Source organism: Photorhabdus asymbiotica, assembly GCF_003634575.1.
Taxonomy (GTDB): Bacteria; Pseudomonadota; Gammaproteobacteria; order Enterobacterales; family Enterobacteriaceae; genus Photorhabdus; species Photorhabdus asymbiotica.
In genome coordinates this window covers 1-16904 of record NZ_RBLJ01000001.1, presented here as the reverse complement: position 1 = coordinate 16904, position 16904 = coordinate 1, and the positions used below count along the sequence as shown (strand labels likewise).

Annotated in this window: 12 protein-coding genes; 3 read left to right on the top strand and 9 right to left on the bottom strand. The window is 47.5% G+C overall.

Going from position 1 to position 16904, the window contains the following annotated elements:
• Position 1: 1 nt before the first annotated feature.
• The 7 genes from tssE to BDD30_RS00025 form a co-directional block, all read right to left on the bottom strand.
• Positions 2-445: a type VI secretion system baseplate subunit TssE gene (gene tssE / locus BDD30_RS00055; RefSeq protein WP_015834415.1), complete on the bottom strand. Its 444-nt coding sequence runs from the start codon at positions 443-445 to the stop codon at positions 2-4.
• A 57-nt stretch (positions 446-502) separates the two neighbouring features.
• Positions 503-997: an Hcp family type VI secretion system effector gene (locus tag BDD30_RS00050; protein WP_015834416.1), complete on the bottom strand. Its 495-nt coding sequence runs from the start codon at positions 995-997 to the stop codon at positions 503-505.
• 63 nt (positions 998-1060) lie between these two features.
• The gene (tssC, locus tag BDD30_RS00045; protein WP_015834417.1) at positions 1061-2542 is read right to left on the bottom strand and encodes a type VI secretion system contractile sheath large subunit; all 1482 of its coding nucleotides are present in this window, start codon (positions 2540-2542) and stop codon (positions 1061-1063) included.
• A 7-nt stretch (positions 2543-2549) separates the two neighbouring features.
• Entirely contained in the window at positions 2550-3101 is a 552-nt protein-coding gene (tssB, locus tag BDD30_RS00040) for a type VI secretion system contractile sheath small subunit (protein ID WP_015834418.1), read from the bottom strand.
• 666 nt (positions 3102-3767) lie between these two features.
• Complete coding sequence (locus BDD30_RS00035; RefSeq protein ID WP_015834419.1) at positions 3768-5027, bottom strand: phage tail fiber protein; 1260 nt, start codon at positions 5025-5027, stop codon at positions 3768-3770.
• Between the two features lie 130 nt (positions 5028-5157).
• Positions 5158-5781: a tail fiber assembly protein gene (locus BDD30_RS00030; protein ID WP_015834420.1), complete on the bottom strand. Its 624-nt coding sequence runs from the start codon at positions 5779-5781 to the stop codon at positions 5158-5160.
• Between the two features lie 2 nt (positions 5782-5783).
• Positions 5784-6734 (bottom strand): tail fiber protein, encoded by a 951-nt coding sequence (locus BDD30_RS00025; RefSeq protein ID WP_015834421.1) that lies wholly within the window; start codon positions 6732-6734, stop codon positions 5784-5786.
• Positions 6735-6872: 138 nt separating this feature from the next.
• Between BDD30_RS00025 and BDD30_RS23315 the strand changes: the two genes are divergently transcribed.
• Positions 6873-7040: a hypothetical protein gene (locus tag BDD30_RS23315; RefSeq protein WP_170152928.1), complete on the top strand. Its 168-nt coding sequence runs from the start codon at positions 6873-6875 to the stop codon at positions 7038-7040.
• Between the two features lie 17 nt (positions 7041-7057).
• On the opposite strand, the gene BDD30_RS00020 is transcribed toward BDD30_RS23315, so the two are convergent.
• Both BDD30_RS00020 and BDD30_RS00015 read right to left on the bottom strand, forming a co-directional pair.
• Positions 7058-7681 carry a tail fiber assembly protein gene (locus tag BDD30_RS00020; protein WP_015834422.1) on the bottom strand — a complete coding sequence of 208 codons (624 nt, stop codon included), beginning with the start codon at positions 7679-7681 and terminating at the stop codon, positions 7058-7060.
• 2 nt (positions 7682-7683) lie between these two features.
• On the bottom strand, positions 7684-8700 hold the full coding sequence (locus BDD30_RS00015) for a phage tail protein (protein WP_015834423.1): 1017 nt from the start codon (positions 8698-8700) through the stop codon (positions 7684-7686).
• A gap of 902 nt (positions 8701-9602) precedes the next feature.
• Between BDD30_RS00015 and BDD30_RS00010 the strand changes: the two genes are divergently transcribed.
• Both BDD30_RS00010 and BDD30_RS00005 read left to right on the top strand, forming a co-directional pair.
• Entirely contained in the window at positions 9603-9878 is a 276-nt protein-coding gene (locus BDD30_RS00010) for a hypothetical protein (RefSeq protein WP_041381875.1), read from the top strand.
• Between the two features lie 20 nt (positions 9879-9898).
• The coding region (locus BDD30_RS00005; RefSeq protein WP_121302515.1) for a two-partner secretion domain-containing protein at positions 9899-16904 on the top strand (7006 nt) is incomplete at its 3' end.

Below are 16904 nucleotides of genomic sequence, written 5' to 3'. Positions count from 1 at the left end.
ATTATGATCTGTCCCATGAAATTGAATAGGTATAAGCAGTACTGCTCCATGAGATAGAAAACACAATCTGTTCGTTGAAAAAAATTCCACTCACCCAAAAAGTAATATTCTCCGGTGTATTTTTCTGTAATGTAATAACGACATTTTTTAGGCGTGGTTCAAACCAGGAAATAGCCTGGTAAATATTATTACTCAGTGCATCAATACGCTCATCATCCGAAATATCAACACTAATAACATCAGAAACGCCATAATTTAAAACGGATTTCGGTAACTCACCAAATAAAGGTAAAACTGCGGAAATCGGTCTTGATGAAAATAACATGTTCAGATCGAACATAAGGCTTTGCACAACTTCCTGACGCGACCAAATAAACGTTACTCCACGTTCTTCATTTTGTGGATAATCATCTTTCAAGCGATGGAGAAATGAAGGCTGAATCATAAGTCATCTCTTTGCGGATAAAACCGCCGGCCAAAGGCCGGCAGTAAACAACAAAAATTACTGTTTCTTGTTTTCGATAAGATCCCAGCCTTCTGGACCTGCTTTGTTGCCTTTGGTGCCGTCTGGACTGAGTGGTGTGAATGTCCATTTAATTTTGGAATAGGTAATGGAAAACTGCTCTTGTGGGAATTCACCGCCACGTGAACAAGTTTCATGGACATCAGAGATAATACATTCATCCATTTCAACCTCCGCGTAAGGGTGCATTTCCCCTTTGAAAATCGTACAGATTTCCAATTTCACTTTCTTAATCGCAGTCCCCTGTGCCACTGCTGACAACAATTTGACAGAACTGATGTCCATCACCTTCACACAGTCGATCGTACGGAAATCCGCTGCACCAACGGTAATCTTACGTTTACCACTGTCTGCAATACGTGCGTGGTTGAACGCGCCAAAATTCACATGCTCCAGCTCAATCCAGTCTTTATGTTTGCTGTCGGTACTTTCACCTTTAATACCATCAATTTGCAAAAAAATTGAAGAACTCATAATTAACTACTCCAGTTAGTTGTTTAGTTGTAATGAATAAGACAAATATTAATAAATGAACAATCAAGCAGCTGAGGACGGTGGTAAATCAGCAACCAACCGTAAAGACATGCTTAATCCCTCTAATTGGAAATGCGGCCTTAAATAAGCCACTGCGCGATATGTTCCAGGTGAACCGGGAACTTCAACAACATCAACTCTTGCCTCCCGCAACGGATGGCTGGCTTTAATTTCTGCGCCGACAGTATCAGAACCAACAATATATTGGTTGATCCAACTTTGCAGATAAGTTTGGCATTCTCCGCGGGACATAAAACTACCCACTTTGTCACGCACAATCATTTTCAAATAATGTGCGAAGCGAGAAGTCGTCATAATATATTGCAATTGTGTTGATAATTTTGCATTGGCATTTGCCAGGTCAGAATTATATTTCCTGGGTTTATTAGGTGACTGCACAGAGAAAAATGCGGCGTAGTCAGTCCCTTTATAATAAACCAGAGGAATAAAGCCTAATTCTGCCAACTCTTTCTCACGGCGATCAGAAATAGCCACTTCAGTTGGACATTGCAGCATTTTTTCGCCGGACACAGAGGAGTAATGATGAGTTGGCAATGCCTCGACCAATCCCCCACCTTCTACACCACGAATCGCAGCACACCAGCCATATTGTTCAAACGCAGCCACCATACGGCCAGCCAATGCATAAGCGGCATTAATCCACAGATAACTATTGCTATCCCCTTCTCTCATCTGTTCTTCGAAACAGAACTGTTCAATCGGAATCGTTTTTGCTCCGTAAGGCAAACGACCAATCACTCTTGGCAAAGTCAGACCAACATAACGGGAGTCATCAGATTCCCGGAAGCGTTTCCAACGCAAATAGTCGGATGTGTCAAACAGTTTGGACAAATCACGCGGACGCGGTAATTCACCAAAATCATTCAGCCCCAACATGCCTGCATTGGCTGAACTAATAAACGGTGCATGTGCCGCAGCCGCCACATGAGAAATCTGCTCCAGTAAGTAAAGATCTTCTGGGCTGTTATCAAAATCAAAATCACCCACAAATGCCGAGTAAGGTTCACCACCAAAGGTACCGTACTCATGTTCATAAATATTTTTAAACAGCATTGACTGATCGAAATCAGAAGCCGATTTAAAGTCCTTAATTAAATCGGTTTTTGTCGCGTTCAACATGCGAATCTGGGTGTTATCCGTTTCACTCTGATCGAGTAACCCTTTAAGCCCCGTCCAGGAAGATTCCAGACGCTGGAATTCTGGATGATGCAGTACCAAACTCAGTTGAGCTGACATCAACGCGTCAATCGCGGCAATACGCTCCTCAATGCTGTTTACCAGATCACCAGAAACCACTAATGAGCCAGCAGTCACTTCTGATAAAAACTGGTCGAGTTGGCTTTTTACCCGATCACGATCCGTTTCCCGACGAATGGCCTGGGTGTTATCAATAATCTGATCAAGAAAATCGCCGCTGGCTTCCGTTGCTTGCAATTCTTGCTGTTCAACAACGCTCTGTTCCATGTTGTCCTCACTGTGCATTGTTATCTTCCGGAATATTGTTATTTTCCGGGGTAACGTCATCCGTTGTATTTTCTGTTGCAACGGTTTCTGCTTCCTCGTTTACCGGCGGTAATTTGTCCGCATGTTCAGCAAGAATTTCCGCCAGACGGTCACGCAATTTTTCATTACTCAATGCACGACCTTTCAAATCACTTAATTTGCTGCGAATTTCCAATAAATTACGAAGTGGCTCAATCTGCTTCGCCAAATTCTCCGGGGAAAAATCAGCCATTGATTGAAATTGCAAATCGATATTAATAAATCCACTCTGATCCGGCAGAGCACTTTCAACCTGTAATTCCAAAGAAGGTGATAAACCTTCCATAACAGCATTAAAATTATCTTTATCAACATGCATAAAACGACGTTCACGCATAGGAATTGATTGCTCAGCAAATTGCCCAATCACACCAATAACCAAAGGCAATTCTTTTTTCTCAACCGCACCACCTAATTCGACATCATAAGTAATCTGAACACGGGGCGGCCTTACTTTATCAAGCTTACGTTGAGTATTCATGGCACCTTTTTACCTTTATATATGACAGGAAGTGCAAACTTACTTACGTTAAACCGCACCAAACCTGATTAAATAACCGAACAAGATGAGATGGACGAAGAGATCAATTAACGTCCATTTATAGCAACTTAATATGCTGTGGCACATTCAATGATATTTAAAACCCACCGTGTGTCGGCTGGTAAATAAATTCTCACGTATATTGTTTTAATGCAACCTCACTAGGGTTAAATATCATACATTGAATTCCATGAAATTATATAACTCATTGTATTTAATAATTAAAATAAACATTAAATATTATTATTAAAATGAATTTTCGTACTTGTCTTATTTCTCGATTAACTATTTTTAATAATGGAAATCTGATTTGTCAGAAAAATAGAAATATATATGGAATTAGGATTTTATTTAATTACGGATTTCCTAACGTTGAAATAAAATACTTGATTCATATTCAAGGCTTTTAATAAAGACAAATCGATTAACTACCTAAATATGATTAATTGAGATGTCACGGCCTGATGAATTTTTACTGGAAATTGTATCTGGATTAATAGATAAATACTTATTGCAAATAGCCGGGTAATTGCGTAAAAAATAAGATACAGGGCCATATTAGGCCCCGTATTACTACAAATTATGAATTGTGATCAGCGGTGCACGTTATTTATATTCTTCCTGTAACTCCTTTTGTCTCAAGTTCCACAGCGAATCTTCTGGCATTTGGACACGAATATCTAAGCGGCAAGATTCGGGAATATCACAGGGTTCTCCATCTTGGTAGAATATCTCGTTACCATTGTCATCAACAGATTTGAGTTGCCAGTTCTGAAACATTTCAGGTAAATGTGCATGTTGACGGTGGAAAGTTTTAATAATAATAGAACCATCAGGCTGAACCTGATCTTTAACAAAAATCAATTCGAGATTATTGTTGTCATGGGGAACAGAAATACCACCATGTATCCCCCAACCACCATCAGCGTTATAACCCAAAATATTTGATAGATGATATATGCCGATCCCCTGTTTTTTAACTTCCACACCCTCTGATTCTTCATTAGTTGAGAATGTGCCATCAGGATAAATTTCTACTACCGGAGAGGCTCGTTTAAGGTATCCATTAGTATCCGGTTTAGCATTTCTGTCATCCCAAAACCTGCGTGTATACTGTCTTTTGCTATCGGCGTTTATTCTATCTGTACGATATGTATCGCCTTCATGCATGAAAACGAGCCTATGGCTCCATACTCCATCAATGCCTTCGCTTGAGGCACCATTCACATTACTGAATCTTAACTGGACCCCATATACATTTGGCAACCCATATCGAGTGACGAAAGGCGTATTAGGGGCAACCCAAGAATAACCGTTATATATATTTTCCCATCCATTCAAATTAGTAAAACGCATTGCATCATTAATTGATGCAGCCCCCACATCCCCCGCATTCAGACTAACGTCACCGGTCAATGCCTTACCATTTATTTTCCGGCTATTGGGTACTTTACTATTAATATTTTCACGTAATGAATTAATGATTTCCTGCACTAATTTTTGTGTCACTGCCAATGTGTCACTATTGCCAATCACATTTGTAAGTTGAACAACACCTTTTTGCTTTAATGAAGCATCAGGAATTTCTGCCGTGATTTTTTGTTTTAACGCCAGATTTAATTGGGCGGTGAGTTTAGCTATATCACCATTATCCAAAACATCATCGCCAGATTGGGTCACAATAAAATTAGCCACCACAGCAGCTATTGTTGATGATTGACGTAATACCTTATTTAACAAATGTGTTGGAACATCATTGGGTGGAAACCCCGTTTGTAAGTCCAGACTTGCTTCATATCTATCTTGACTCACTACATTAGCACCATTCTTAATAGAAAAGGCTTTAAACTCATTTTTTTTACTCATATATCCCCCCTATTGCTATATAATAAACACAGCGATAAGCTCGTTTAAAAACGAGCTTCTATTAAATAAAAACGACGGTTAAAAAAACCTTTTACCAATATTTAAATACGGTAAAATTTTAACGCTATTATTATTGCGGTTTTTCAGGCCAAGTAATATCTGGTGCCAATGAAATATCAATCCGACTTAATAATACTAAATACTTTTTCCAATCCAGTAATAACGCTTTTTCAACCTCTGATGCCATTTCAGTTTCAACTGCATATTGCAGCACGGTTATAGCGTCACTGGCTTGTTGATGAAAAGTGGCACGTTGTTGTTCTGCCTGTTTAATTTGACTGGCTTGTTGCGCTTCAATATCTGTTACCCAGTTTTCACCATCCCATTTATCAAAATCAGTAACCGGTTGCTCGAATGTCAATATTTCTGGTAATTCACCCAGTTCAATAACTTCCTGTTGTTCACCTGTTTGTGTGCTATAAGCTATTTTCCCCCGATGATCAGGGACAATTTCCCAATGACTTTCGTCCGCACTGCGACGTACAACCATATTATCGGTATCAGGAAGATTTGGAGCATCAGGATAAGAATGCGCGGATACACCTACACCTTCCGCCACATATTCAACATTAGTTCCGGCGAATTCTCTCGAATAAGGATTAACATGATAAACCTTTATCCAGCCAGCTTTAATTGCTAAGCCGTCTTCACCTAATATTGCGGTTTCAGTATCTAAGATATTTTCTTGTGTCATTATTATTCTGCCTTTACGATGTAGTTAAATGCGATATTGCGTGGCCTGAACCGGAAATAATCAACTCCAGTACCAATGATTTCTAATGATGGTATTTTATATCTTTTATGATCTTTATCGTGATATGTAACTCCATCCCTCTGATGTATATTTTGTGCTACTCCAGTTGTGAAGCTTCCAAGATATTCCGACAATGCGGAACCTTCTTGCCAGGATAATAATTTCCGCCCATTATCAGCTCCGCGCCCATCATCCCATCCCCGTATAAACTCGCCCCTTAAATCGGGTAATCTTCCGTTAGGATAAGCTTCCGCTAACTTTGGGTACTGTGATCTATTAAAGGCAGAACCATTACAAGTGACATAACCAAAAGGTGGATGAGGCAATGGCCAGGGAATAGGAGAGCCAACAGGAATTTCACTGGTTTTTTTTATCAATCTATCTACTTCCGCCCGAGTATATGCTCCTACATCACTCGCATTCAGATTAATATCCTCAGTCAACGCCTTACCATTTATTCTCCAGCTATTGGGTACTTTGCCATTAATATTTTCACGCAATGAATTGACTATTTCCTGAACTAACTTTTGTGTCACTGCCAATGTGTCATTATTACCCATCTCATTGGTCAGCTGAACAACGCCTTTTTGTGTTAATGAGGCATTGGAAATTACTGTTGTGATTTTTTGTTCTAAAGATAGATTTAATTGATCGGTCAGTTTAGCTATATTACCATCGTCCAGAACATCATCATCAGATTGGGCCGCAATAAAATTAGCCACTACAGAGGCTATAGTTGACGATTGACGTAACACCTTATTTAATACATGAATAGGGATATTCTCTGGTGGAAACCCCGTCTTTACCCCCTGACTTTCTTCATATTTTTCTTGACTCACCACATTAGCATTATTACTAATAGAAAAAGCTTTGAAATCATTTTTTTGACTCATATATCCCTCTTAAATTAAATAATATTATGTTATAATCAACATATTAAATTATTAAACATAATTCCCCAGAATTTATACCCATTATTAATAACATAGTGATAAGCTCGTTTTTAGACGAGCTTTTACTAAGTCAAAATTATGATTAAAAAAGCTAGCCTTTTTATACCTTATACCTTATGGATTTCAAGATGCATCGCGACGGCAAGGGAGCGAATCCCCGGGAGCATAGATAACTCTGTGACCGGGGTGAGTGAGTGCAGCCAACAAAGAGGCAACTTGAAAGATAACGGGTATATCAATATTTAAAAACGGTAACGCTATTATTATTGTGGTTTTTCAGGCCAAGTAATATCTGGTGCCAATGAAATATCAACTCGACTTAATAACACCATGTACTTTTTCCAATCCAGCAATAACGTTTTTTCAGCCTCTGATGCCATTTCAGTTTCAACTGCATATTGCAGCACGGTTATAGCGTCACTGGCATGTTGATGAAAAGTGGCACGTTGTTGTTCTGCCTGTTTAATTTGACTGGCTTGTTGCGCTTCAATATCTGTTACCCAGTTTTCACCATCCCATTTATCAAAATCAGTAACCGGTTGCTCGAATGTCAATATTTCTGGTAATTCACCCAGTTCAATAACTTCCTGTTGTTCACCTGTTTGTGTGCTATAAGCTATTTTCCCCCGATGATCAGGGACAATTTCCCAATGACTTTCGTCCGCACTGCGACGTACAACCATATTATCGGTATCAGGAAGATTTGGAGCATCAGGATAAGAATGCGCGGATACACCTACACCTTCCGCCACATATTCAACATTAGTTCCGGCGAATTCTCTCGAATAAGGATTAACATGATAAACCTTTATCCAGCCAGCCTTAATTGCTAAGCCGTCTTCACCTAATATTGCGATTTCAGTATCTAAGATATTTTCTTGTGTCATTATTATGCTGCCTTTACGATGTAGTTAAATGCGATATTGCGAGGACGATTTTCATTTGCTGTTGGGACAACGCGTGATGCGTCAAAAGTTATATCATCTGTTCCATAATTAACACTCGACATCTGGCTTGTGCCTATAACATATGACTCATCAAATTTCCAACCAAAACAGCCAGTTGACCTGAATATGTTTAAATGACCCTGCATTCTTCGGGCTGAGAATCCTCCGGTTATATTTCTAATTGCATCACTCTGGTTTGTCAGAAGTGCTCTACCACTATCTATTCCACGACCATCATCCCAACCACGGATAAACTCACCTCTTAAATCGGGTAACCTACCACTAGGATAAGCTTCCGCTAACTTTGGATATTGTGATCTACTAAAAGCGGAGCCATTACAAGTGACATAACCAAAAGGTGGATGGGACAACGGCCAGGGAATAGGAGAGCCAACAGGAATTTCACTGGTTGTTTTTATCAACTTATCTACTTCCGCTCGAGTATATACTTCTGTACGAGTATATGCTCCCACATCACTCGCATTCAGATTAATATCTTCAGTCAACGCTTTACCATTTATTCTCCGGCTATTGGGTACCTTGCCATTAATATTTTCACGCAATGAATTGACTATTTCCTGAACTAACTTTTGTGTTACTGCCAATGTGTCATTATTACCCATCTCATTAGTCAGCTGAACAACACCTTTTTGTATCAATGAGGCACTGGGAATTTCTGCCGTAACTTTTTGTTTTAAGGCTCTATTTAATTGAACAGTGAGTTTAGCTATATCACCATCATCCAAAATATCATCGCCAGATTGTGTCGCGATAAAATCAGCTACCACAGATGATATAACTGACGATTGACGCAGCGCCTTATTTAACAAGTGAATATCAACAGGACTATTGGGTGTCAATCCAGTCTGTAACTCAGGACTATTTTCATAAGAATATTGACTCACCACATTAGCACCATTCTTAATAGAAAATGCCTTGAAATCATTCTTTTGGCTCATATACCCCTCTTAAATTAAATAATGCCCTTCTATAATCAACATATTAAATTATTATACAGATAATTACTCCCAATTGGGGTCAGTCATAGTCTAGTTCATAAAAATAATAATGGATTGTTTTTATAACTTACAGGGTTAATTATTTTTATATAATAGGCAAAAAATAATCAGGTCAATATTTGATAACTATTCATGACCCTGACTTTCTACTGTCATTTTTATGGAAATATTTCCTGGATTTATTATGATCCGCGGATAATAAAAAATTATAAATATTTCCATATAAAAAAATAAGAAGATAAAAGCAGGAGGATAATATAGTAAAATGGTCAAGATAAATATTTTGCCAATTATTTTCTGGCCCCTGCCGTGAAAAAGCTATACCCAATAGATTTCAAGTTGCGGCGCGGCAGCAAGTGAACGCATCCCTAGGAGCATAGATAACTCTGTGACTGGGGTAAGTGAAAGCAGCCAACAAAGCAGCAATTTGAAGGATGAAGGATATAACTCAATTGACGCGATTTAGCCTCAGTATTATCGGACAAGGGTAAATAGTTTTACCTGTTCAGGTAATGACGAAAATCCTCTTTATTGCAAGTAACTTTTTCCGGTAATGAGATCTATTTTTGTGATTAATATCACAAAATAAAACAAAAAAATGAAATTAATTTGAAATTATTACTATTGATTATTAAATAACTAATATTAATGTATTTTTTATATGATTTGTAACACAATAATAACCTGGATCTATTTTTTGATTAAAATACAACCCCTTGTTTTTGCTGCTATCTTAACCCCATCCCTGCTTTTAGTTACCTGCGTGACAATAAACCTCAAACATTGATCGCTAAGTTAAATTTATGGTTAATACCGCTTCGTAATTGTGGAATAGAAAAGCAATGAAAAGCAGTATTTTGGTATTAGCGGTTTTTTATAGCACGGCTTCAGGCAGTCAGGCCGCTGACCTCTCAGATCAACAACGTATTCATCAACAGGCGCGTCAGCAAGCACTGGAGGCCCAATTAGCTCCATCGCCTGAAGCAGTTCGCCTGTCTGTACTGGAAAAAACCTCGCCCGCCGCCTTTCCGACGGCAGCACACGGCTTTCCCCTTGCCCGGGTCCCGCCATTCGGTACTGGCCGTATTCATTCAAATAACCCGGCTGCCCGTGTGTAGTCTGTGCGTGGAGACCCCCCATGAACAAACAGTTATATCGTCTTATCTTTAACCGATCCCGAAATAGGCTGATGGTGGTGGCGGAGATTGCCCGGGCCGGGCAAGGCAGCACCGCGCGCCGTCGCGGTCGGCCATCGGCTCAACGGTTGTGTCGCCTTACCGCGTTCCAGTTCGGTTTATTGCTGGCCCTGGGCGGGATTTCACTCACCGCCCAGGCGGCGATTGTGGCCGATGGACAGGCACCGGGCCAGCAACAGCCGACGATTATCCCCAGTGCCAACGGCACGCCGCAGGTGAATATCCAGACCCCCAGCGCTGCCGGCGTGTCCCACAATACTTACCGCCAGTTTGATGTCGATAAACGCGGGGTTATCCTCAACAACAGCGCAAAGGCGACCGAGACCCAACTGGGCGGCATGGTCGCCGGCAACCCCTGGCTGGCTAAAGGGGAAGCCAAAGTGATCCTCAATGAAGTCAACAGCCGTGACCCCAGCCACCTCAATGGCTGGATTGAAGTCGCCGGACGCAAGGCTGAGGTGGTGATTGCCAATCCGTCCGGGATTACCTGTAATGGTTGTGGTTTTATCAATGCCCATCGCACCACCCTGACCACCGGTGAAGCCCTGATGGAACGGGGGCATCTGACCGGTTTTGACGTGAATCAGGGCGAAGTGCGTATTGAGGGGCAAGGGATGGACAGCCGGCAGCAAAATTACACGGACATCATTGCCCGCGCCGTTGCCCTCAACGCCAAATTACACGCCCAAAACCTGAAAGTGACCACCGGGCGCAATCGCGTGGATGCCGCACACCAGACCATCACGAAAAAATCCGCCGCTGAAGATGAGGCCCACCCACTGTTCGCGCTGGACAGTACGGCACTCGGCGGGATGTATGCTCATAAGATTCTGCTGATAGGCACCGAAGCCGGTGTCGGGGTGCGGAATGCCGGCGATATCGGCGTGCCCGCGGGGGAAGTCTTCGTCACCGCCGATGGCCGGATTGAGAACCGGGGCACAATCAGCAGCCGGGATGCGCTGCAATTAACCAGTACCGCCGGGATAGATAATCAGGGCAAACTGCTGTCGCAATCGACGGTCACTTTGCAGGCTGGGGGCCCACTGCACAACCGGGGCCGGATTGAGGCGCGGGGGGATATCACCGCCACCGCCCAGACGATACAGAGTGACCGCCACAGTATCTGGGCCGCCGGACTGGATGATAACGGGAACACCACCCGCCCCGGCTCACTGACCCTGACCGCCCAGCAGGTTCAGGCTGGCGGGAAAAATCTGGCGACCCATACGCTGAATATTCACGGTCAACAGATTGACCTCAGCGGCAGTCAAACTGTAGCGGGCGACATTCAGCTGACGGCCAGTCAACCGGGCATCAGCACCGCCCATGCTACCGTGACGGCGGACCGTTTTACCGCAAAGACACCGGGCCAGTTTAACAATGACGGCGGTCAGCTGGTGGCGCGGGAAATCCACGTCACCACACCGGATTTATCCAATCATCAGGGCAAAATGACCCAGACCGGTCCCGGTGAACTGACCCTCCACACCCGGACCCTGAATAACCGGGGTGGCACCCTGTTTAATGCCGGGTCACGGCTGACGATCACCACCGACCAGCTCGATAACCGTCAGGGCAACCTCGTCAATCAGGGGGATAACTTCCACCTGACCGCGCAAACCGCAGACAACACTCAGGGGCAAGTGCAACTGGCCGGCAACGGTCAGCTGTCCCTGACAGCCCAACACTGGCTGGGCCATCAGGGCAAACTGCTGACCAACGGCGCACTGGATATTCAGGCTCACGATTTACAACTGAACCACGCCGTCACCACGGCGAATAAAATCACGGTAATCGCAGACACCCTGAACCATCAGGCCAGTGTCATGCAACAATCGGGCACCGATACCCTGGCCCTGACGGTCAACACGCTGAATAATCAGGGCGGCAAGATTGCCGGTAACGGAAACCTGCATCTGAATGCCACGGCGATAAACAATCGTCAGGGCCAGTTTGTTGCGGCTGAAAACGGCTCGTTGACATTGACGGTTAACGACACGCTGGATAACCAGAATGGCCGACTGGAAGCGGGTAAACATATCCAACTCACCGCGACCCAACTGGATAATCGCCGGGGAACCCTGGCGGCCTCTGGGGGCAGTGCCACGCTGACTATCGGGCAACAGATTCAGAACACCCACGGCCATATCGAAGCCAAAACCCGACTCACTACGACCAGTCAGGCTTTGGATAACACCCAGGGGACATTACTGGCGCAACATATCACCAGCCAGACGACCGGGCACCGCTTCACCAATACCGCCGGACAAGTGATCGCGCAAGATACCCTGACCTTACACAGTGGTGAGCTGGAAAACACCGCCGGACTATTACAGTCCGGGGGCGACATGACGGTGAAAACTCACGGTCACTGGCTCGCCAACACCGCCACGACGGACCAGAAAGGCGGCCAGTTATTGAGCGGCGGACACTTAACGCTGCATACCGGCGATATCAATAACTCCGGCGGGATCATCGCCGCAGACGGCCACACTACCCTGAGCAGCACCGCGCTTAACAATACCCGGGGACAGATAGCCGGCAATGGCGGACTGGACATTCACAGTCAGCAACTGACCAACCGTCAGGGCACCTTACAATCCGCCGATGCGCTGAATCTCGATACCGATGGACAGGGACTGGATAACCAGCAGGGCCGTATTCTCGGCGATGGCATCACCACCGTCACCAGCGGCCCGCTGGACAATCGCCACGGTCATCTGCAAGGCGGACAGTTGGTTATTGACACCCGACAGGCGCAGACAGATAACCGGGACGGCAAATTGTTGTCGGCAGGTACGTTCAACCTGAAAACCCAGCAGCTCGACAATCGTCATGGGCAGGTGCAGGCGGTGGGCGACACCGTATTGAATGTTAAAACCCAAACCGATAACACCGGCGGCTTGATTCGTGGCGGTGCGCAATTGACCTTGAGCACCGCTCACCTGATTAATCGCGACACGGCGCAGACGGATAAAGGACTGGAAGCCCAAAACCTAACGGTTAGCACCCAACAGGCGGACAACAGTCAGGGCACTTTACGGGCAGCCGACCACCTGCAAGCGAATATCAGCCAGACCTTGAATAATACTCAGGGGCGGGTCTCCGCAGGCAAACAGCTCACTATCAACCGCGAGGCTCAGCAACCGCCTCTGAGGATTAACAACCAACAAGGCACCTTGATTGCCGGGAAACAGGTCGATATTCAGGCTAATACGCTCAGCGGTGACGGCCAACTGTTATCGCAGGGCGATATGGCGGTGACCTTAACCGAGGATTTTCACCATACCGGCAACACGGCGGCCAATGGCAATCTGACCCTGAAAACCACCGGCAATCTCCTCAATGACCGCCCGATAAAAGCCGGTCAGGCGCTGCATCTTGGGGCGCAAAATCTTACTAACAGCGCCACCGGTGAAATCAGCGCCGAACAAACGCAAATCAAGGTCCACGATACGCTGACCAATACCGGACTGATTGACGGCAACCTGACCCATCTTACGGCTCACACGTTGACCAACACCGGCACCGGACGGATTTACGGGGACCATCTCGCCCTCCAGACGGGGACGCTCAATAACACCGCGCACGCCGGCAACGCGGCGGTGATTGCCGCCCGTGACCGGCTGGCTATCGGCACTGACACCCTGAACAACCAGCATCATGCGCAAATTTACAGTGTGGGCGAGACGCATATCGGCGGCCAGCTGGATAACACCTTATCCGCCACCGGTCAGGCGCGTGAACTCACTAACCACGCCGCCACCCTCGAAGCCGGCGGTAATCTGACGATTGACGCCAACCAGCTCCACAACACCAACGCCGGGCTGGTGACTCAGGTCGCCGAAACCGAACACGCCCGGCATCACGATGCGGCGCTTAGCGGCCAGACTGCCCGCTATGACTGGTCGCAGGTAGACACCGCCCAGCGGGACAAATACGGCGTGCATACCGCCCGGATGCCGGACGGCAGCCGCAGCGATAACTTCTATGAGTATCAGTACACCCGTACCGTGACGGAAACGCAGGTCAAACACAGCGACCCGGGTAAAATTCTGGCCGGCGGCCATCTCACCCTTAACAGTGCAAAGGTCACCAACCACGACAGCCAAATTATTGCCGGTGGCGCGCTGACGGGCACGATTGGCGAACTGCACAATCTCGCCACGCAGGGCGAACGTATCACCACCGAGACCGGCAGCCAGACCCACTGGTACGCCAAGAAAAAACGGAACAAACTCGGCATCGGCGGCACCAAAACTTCGCAGGGAAAAAGTCGCAGTGGTTATAACCCTGCGCCGGTGGTAGAAACGATTGACCTGAAAACGCTGGCCTGGCAGGACCATGCCCGTCCACAGAACACCGATATCACGATTACGGACCGACAGACCGGCCAAATTCACGCGGCTCCCACGGCGGTGAAACCGGTGAGCGGGATAAACGACCAGCCGCGGGTCTTGCCACCTGGTCAACCGTTTGAACTGAGTTTGCCCCCAGAAACGGTGAAAGGGCAACCCATCGACCCGGTGATACGTGTCGTGACCCCCAATACCCGCCTGCCGGATAACAGCCTGTATACGGTGCAACCGGCCAGTGACAGCCACTATCTGGTCGAGACCGACCCGAAATTTACCCAGTATAAACAGTGGCTGGGCTCGGATTATATGCGGCAACAGTTAACGCACGACCCGGCGCTGGTGCACAAACGCCTGGGCGATGGGTTCTATGAACAGCGACTGGTGCGGGAGCAGATTACCCAGCTGACCGGCCAGCGCTACCTGCCCGGTTACCATAACGATGAAGCGCAGTTTAAGGCGCTGATGGATGCCGGAGTGGCTTTCGGTAAGGAACAACAACTCACCCCCGGCATTGCCCTGAGTCCGGCCCAGATGGCGCTGCTGACCGCCGACATTATCTGGCTGACCAACCAGACGGTGACTCTGCCGGACGGCAGCACGCAGGTGGTGACGGTGCCCCAGGTTTACGCCCGGGTGAGACCCGGCGACCTGAGCGGAGACGGCGCTTTACTGGCCGGTAATACCGTGGCCCTTAACAGTCAGGGCGATATCACCAACAGCGGCACGATTAGCGGGCGTGACGTTACCCAATTGACGGCCAACAACCTGACCAACAGCGGCTTTATTCGCGGCGGTAAAGTGGATGTGACGGCCCGGCAGGACATCACCAACCGGGGCGGCCAGATTCAGGGGGCGGATAAAGTTGTGCTGCAAGCCGGTCGGGATATCACCAGCGCTGCGACCCTGCGCGGAGATGCCGCGAACCGCTGGCGGGACCGTCCGGCGGGGATTTATGTGCAGAACGACCAGGGCACCCTGTCGCTGAGTGCCATCAACAATGTGCAATTAACCGCCAGTGAGGTGAAGAACGCCGGTAAAGACGGTCGCACCGAGATAACCGCCGGCCATAACCTGACGCTGGATACCCTAAGCACGCACCGTACAGAACAGGGCGACTGGGGGAAAGATAACTATCGCCATCTGAGCCAACAGCAGGATATCGGCAGCCAGATAACCGGTGCCGGTGAGGTGACCCTGCAAGCCGGGCAGGATTTGACCGCTACCGCCGCCCACGTCAATGCCGGTCAACAATTGACGGCGCAGGCCGGAAATAACCTGACATTGACAACCGGTACCGCCTCATCCGACTTAGTGGAGCACAGTAAGCAAACCAGCAAAGGCTGGCTGTCCAAGTCGTCAGTGGAAACCCACGACGAAGTGCATGACCGACAAGCCCTGAGCACCACCTTCAGCGGCGATAAAGTGACTTTACAGGCCGGTAAAGACCTGCATATCCGCGGCAGCAATGTGGCGGGCACGCAGGATGTCCGCCTGAACGCCGGTCATCAGCTGACCGTCACCACCGCCGCAGAATCTCACGGTGAAACCCATTTGCGGCAGGAGAAAAAATCGGGCTTGATGGGCACGGGCGGTATTGGTTTCACATTAGGCCAGGCCAGCCAGAAAGTCACCACCGACAGCGACAGCCAGCGGAATAAAGGCAGCACGGTGGGCAGCAGCCAGGGCCATGTCACCCTCAATGCCGGTACCCAGCTCAACCTTCACGGCAGTGACCTGGTGGCCAGCAAGGACATCACCCTGACCGGCCAGAACGTGAATATCACCAGTGCGGCAAACCATCACACTACCCTGACCAAAACCGAACAGAAACAAAGTGGCCTGACGGTGGCGCTGAGTGGCACGGCAGGCGGCGCCCTCAACAGTGCGGTGCAGACGGCCCGGGCCGCGCAGCAAACCGAAGACCCGCGCCTCAAAGCCCTGCAACACACTCAGGCCGCCCTCAGTGGGGTACAGGCGACACAGGCTGCCCGGCTGGCCGAAGCCCAGGGCAGTGATAAAGGCAATAACACCCTGGCCGGAGTGAGCCTGTCCTACGGTCGTCAGTCTTCCCGTTCAGAACAGCAGCACCAGCAGACTACCCAACAGGGCAGCCACCTGACCGCCGGGGATAACCTCACGATAACGGCGCACGGTGACGATAAAGGGGCATCCGGTCCGAACGGCGATATCCGCATTCAGGGCAGCCAGTTACAGGCCGGTCAAGACCTGCAACTGCATGCCAGCCGGGATATTGCGCTCTCGTCCAGCCAGAACACCGAACAGACCACCGGCAAGAGCCGCAGCCACGGCAGCTCGCTGGGCGTGGGCCTGACTGCCGGACCCGGGGGCACCGGTTTGAACGTCTCGGCCAATGTCAGCCGGGGTAACGGCCGTGAAAACGGTCACGGTGTTAGCCACAATAACACCACGTTACAGGCGGGACAGACCGTCGAGCTAAACAGTGGCCGGGATACCACCCTGAAAGGGGCACAAGTCAGCGGCGAACAGATGACCGCCGAGGTAAAACGCCATCTGACACTCAGCAGCGAGCAGGGCAGCCAGCGCTATGACAGCCAGCAACACAACGCCC

Bases quoted from the DNA above. Each gene is read 5' to 3' on its own strand.
- tssB (WP_015834418.1), bottom strand. From the start codon at position 3,101: ATGAATACTCAACGTAAGCTTGATAAAGTAAGGCCGCCCCGTGTTCAG.
- BDD30_RS00015 (WP_015834423.1), bottom strand. From the start codon at position 8,700: ATGAGCCAAAAGAATGATTTCAAGGCATTTTCTATTAAGAATGGTGCT.
- BDD30_RS00010 (WP_041381875.1), top strand. From the start codon at position 9,603: ATGAAAAGCAGTATTTTGGTATTAGCGGTTTTTTATAGCACGGCTTCA.
- tssC (WP_015834417.1), bottom strand. From the start codon at position 2,542: ATGGAACAGAGCGTTGTTGAACAGCAAGAATTGCAAGCAACGGAAGCC.
- BDD30_RS00050 (WP_015834416.1), bottom strand. From the start codon at position 997: ATGAGTTCTTCAATTTTTTTGCAAATTGATGGTATTAAAGGTGAAAGT.
- BDD30_RS00030 (WP_015834420.1), bottom strand. From the start codon at position 5,781: ATGACACAAGAAAATATCTTAGATACTGAAACCGCAATATTAGGTGAA.
- BDD30_RS00020 (WP_015834422.1), bottom strand. From the start codon at position 7,681: ATGACACAAGAAAATATCTTAGATACTGAAATCGCAATATTAGGTGAA.
- BDD30_RS00025 (WP_015834421.1), bottom strand. From the start codon at position 6,734: ATGAGTCAAAAAAATGATTTCAAAGCTTTTTCTATTAGTAATAATGCT.
- BDD30_RS00035 (WP_015834419.1), bottom strand. From the start codon at position 5,027: ATGAGTAAAAAAAATGAGTTTAAAGCCTTTTCTATTAAGAATGGTGCT.
- BDD30_RS23315 (WP_170152928.1), top strand. From the start codon at position 6,873: ATGATTAAAAAAGCTAGCCTTTTTATACCTTATACCTTATGGATTTCA.
- tssE (WP_015834415.1), bottom strand. From the start codon at position 445: ATGATTCAGCCTTCATTTCTCCATCGCTTGAAAGATGATTATCCACAA.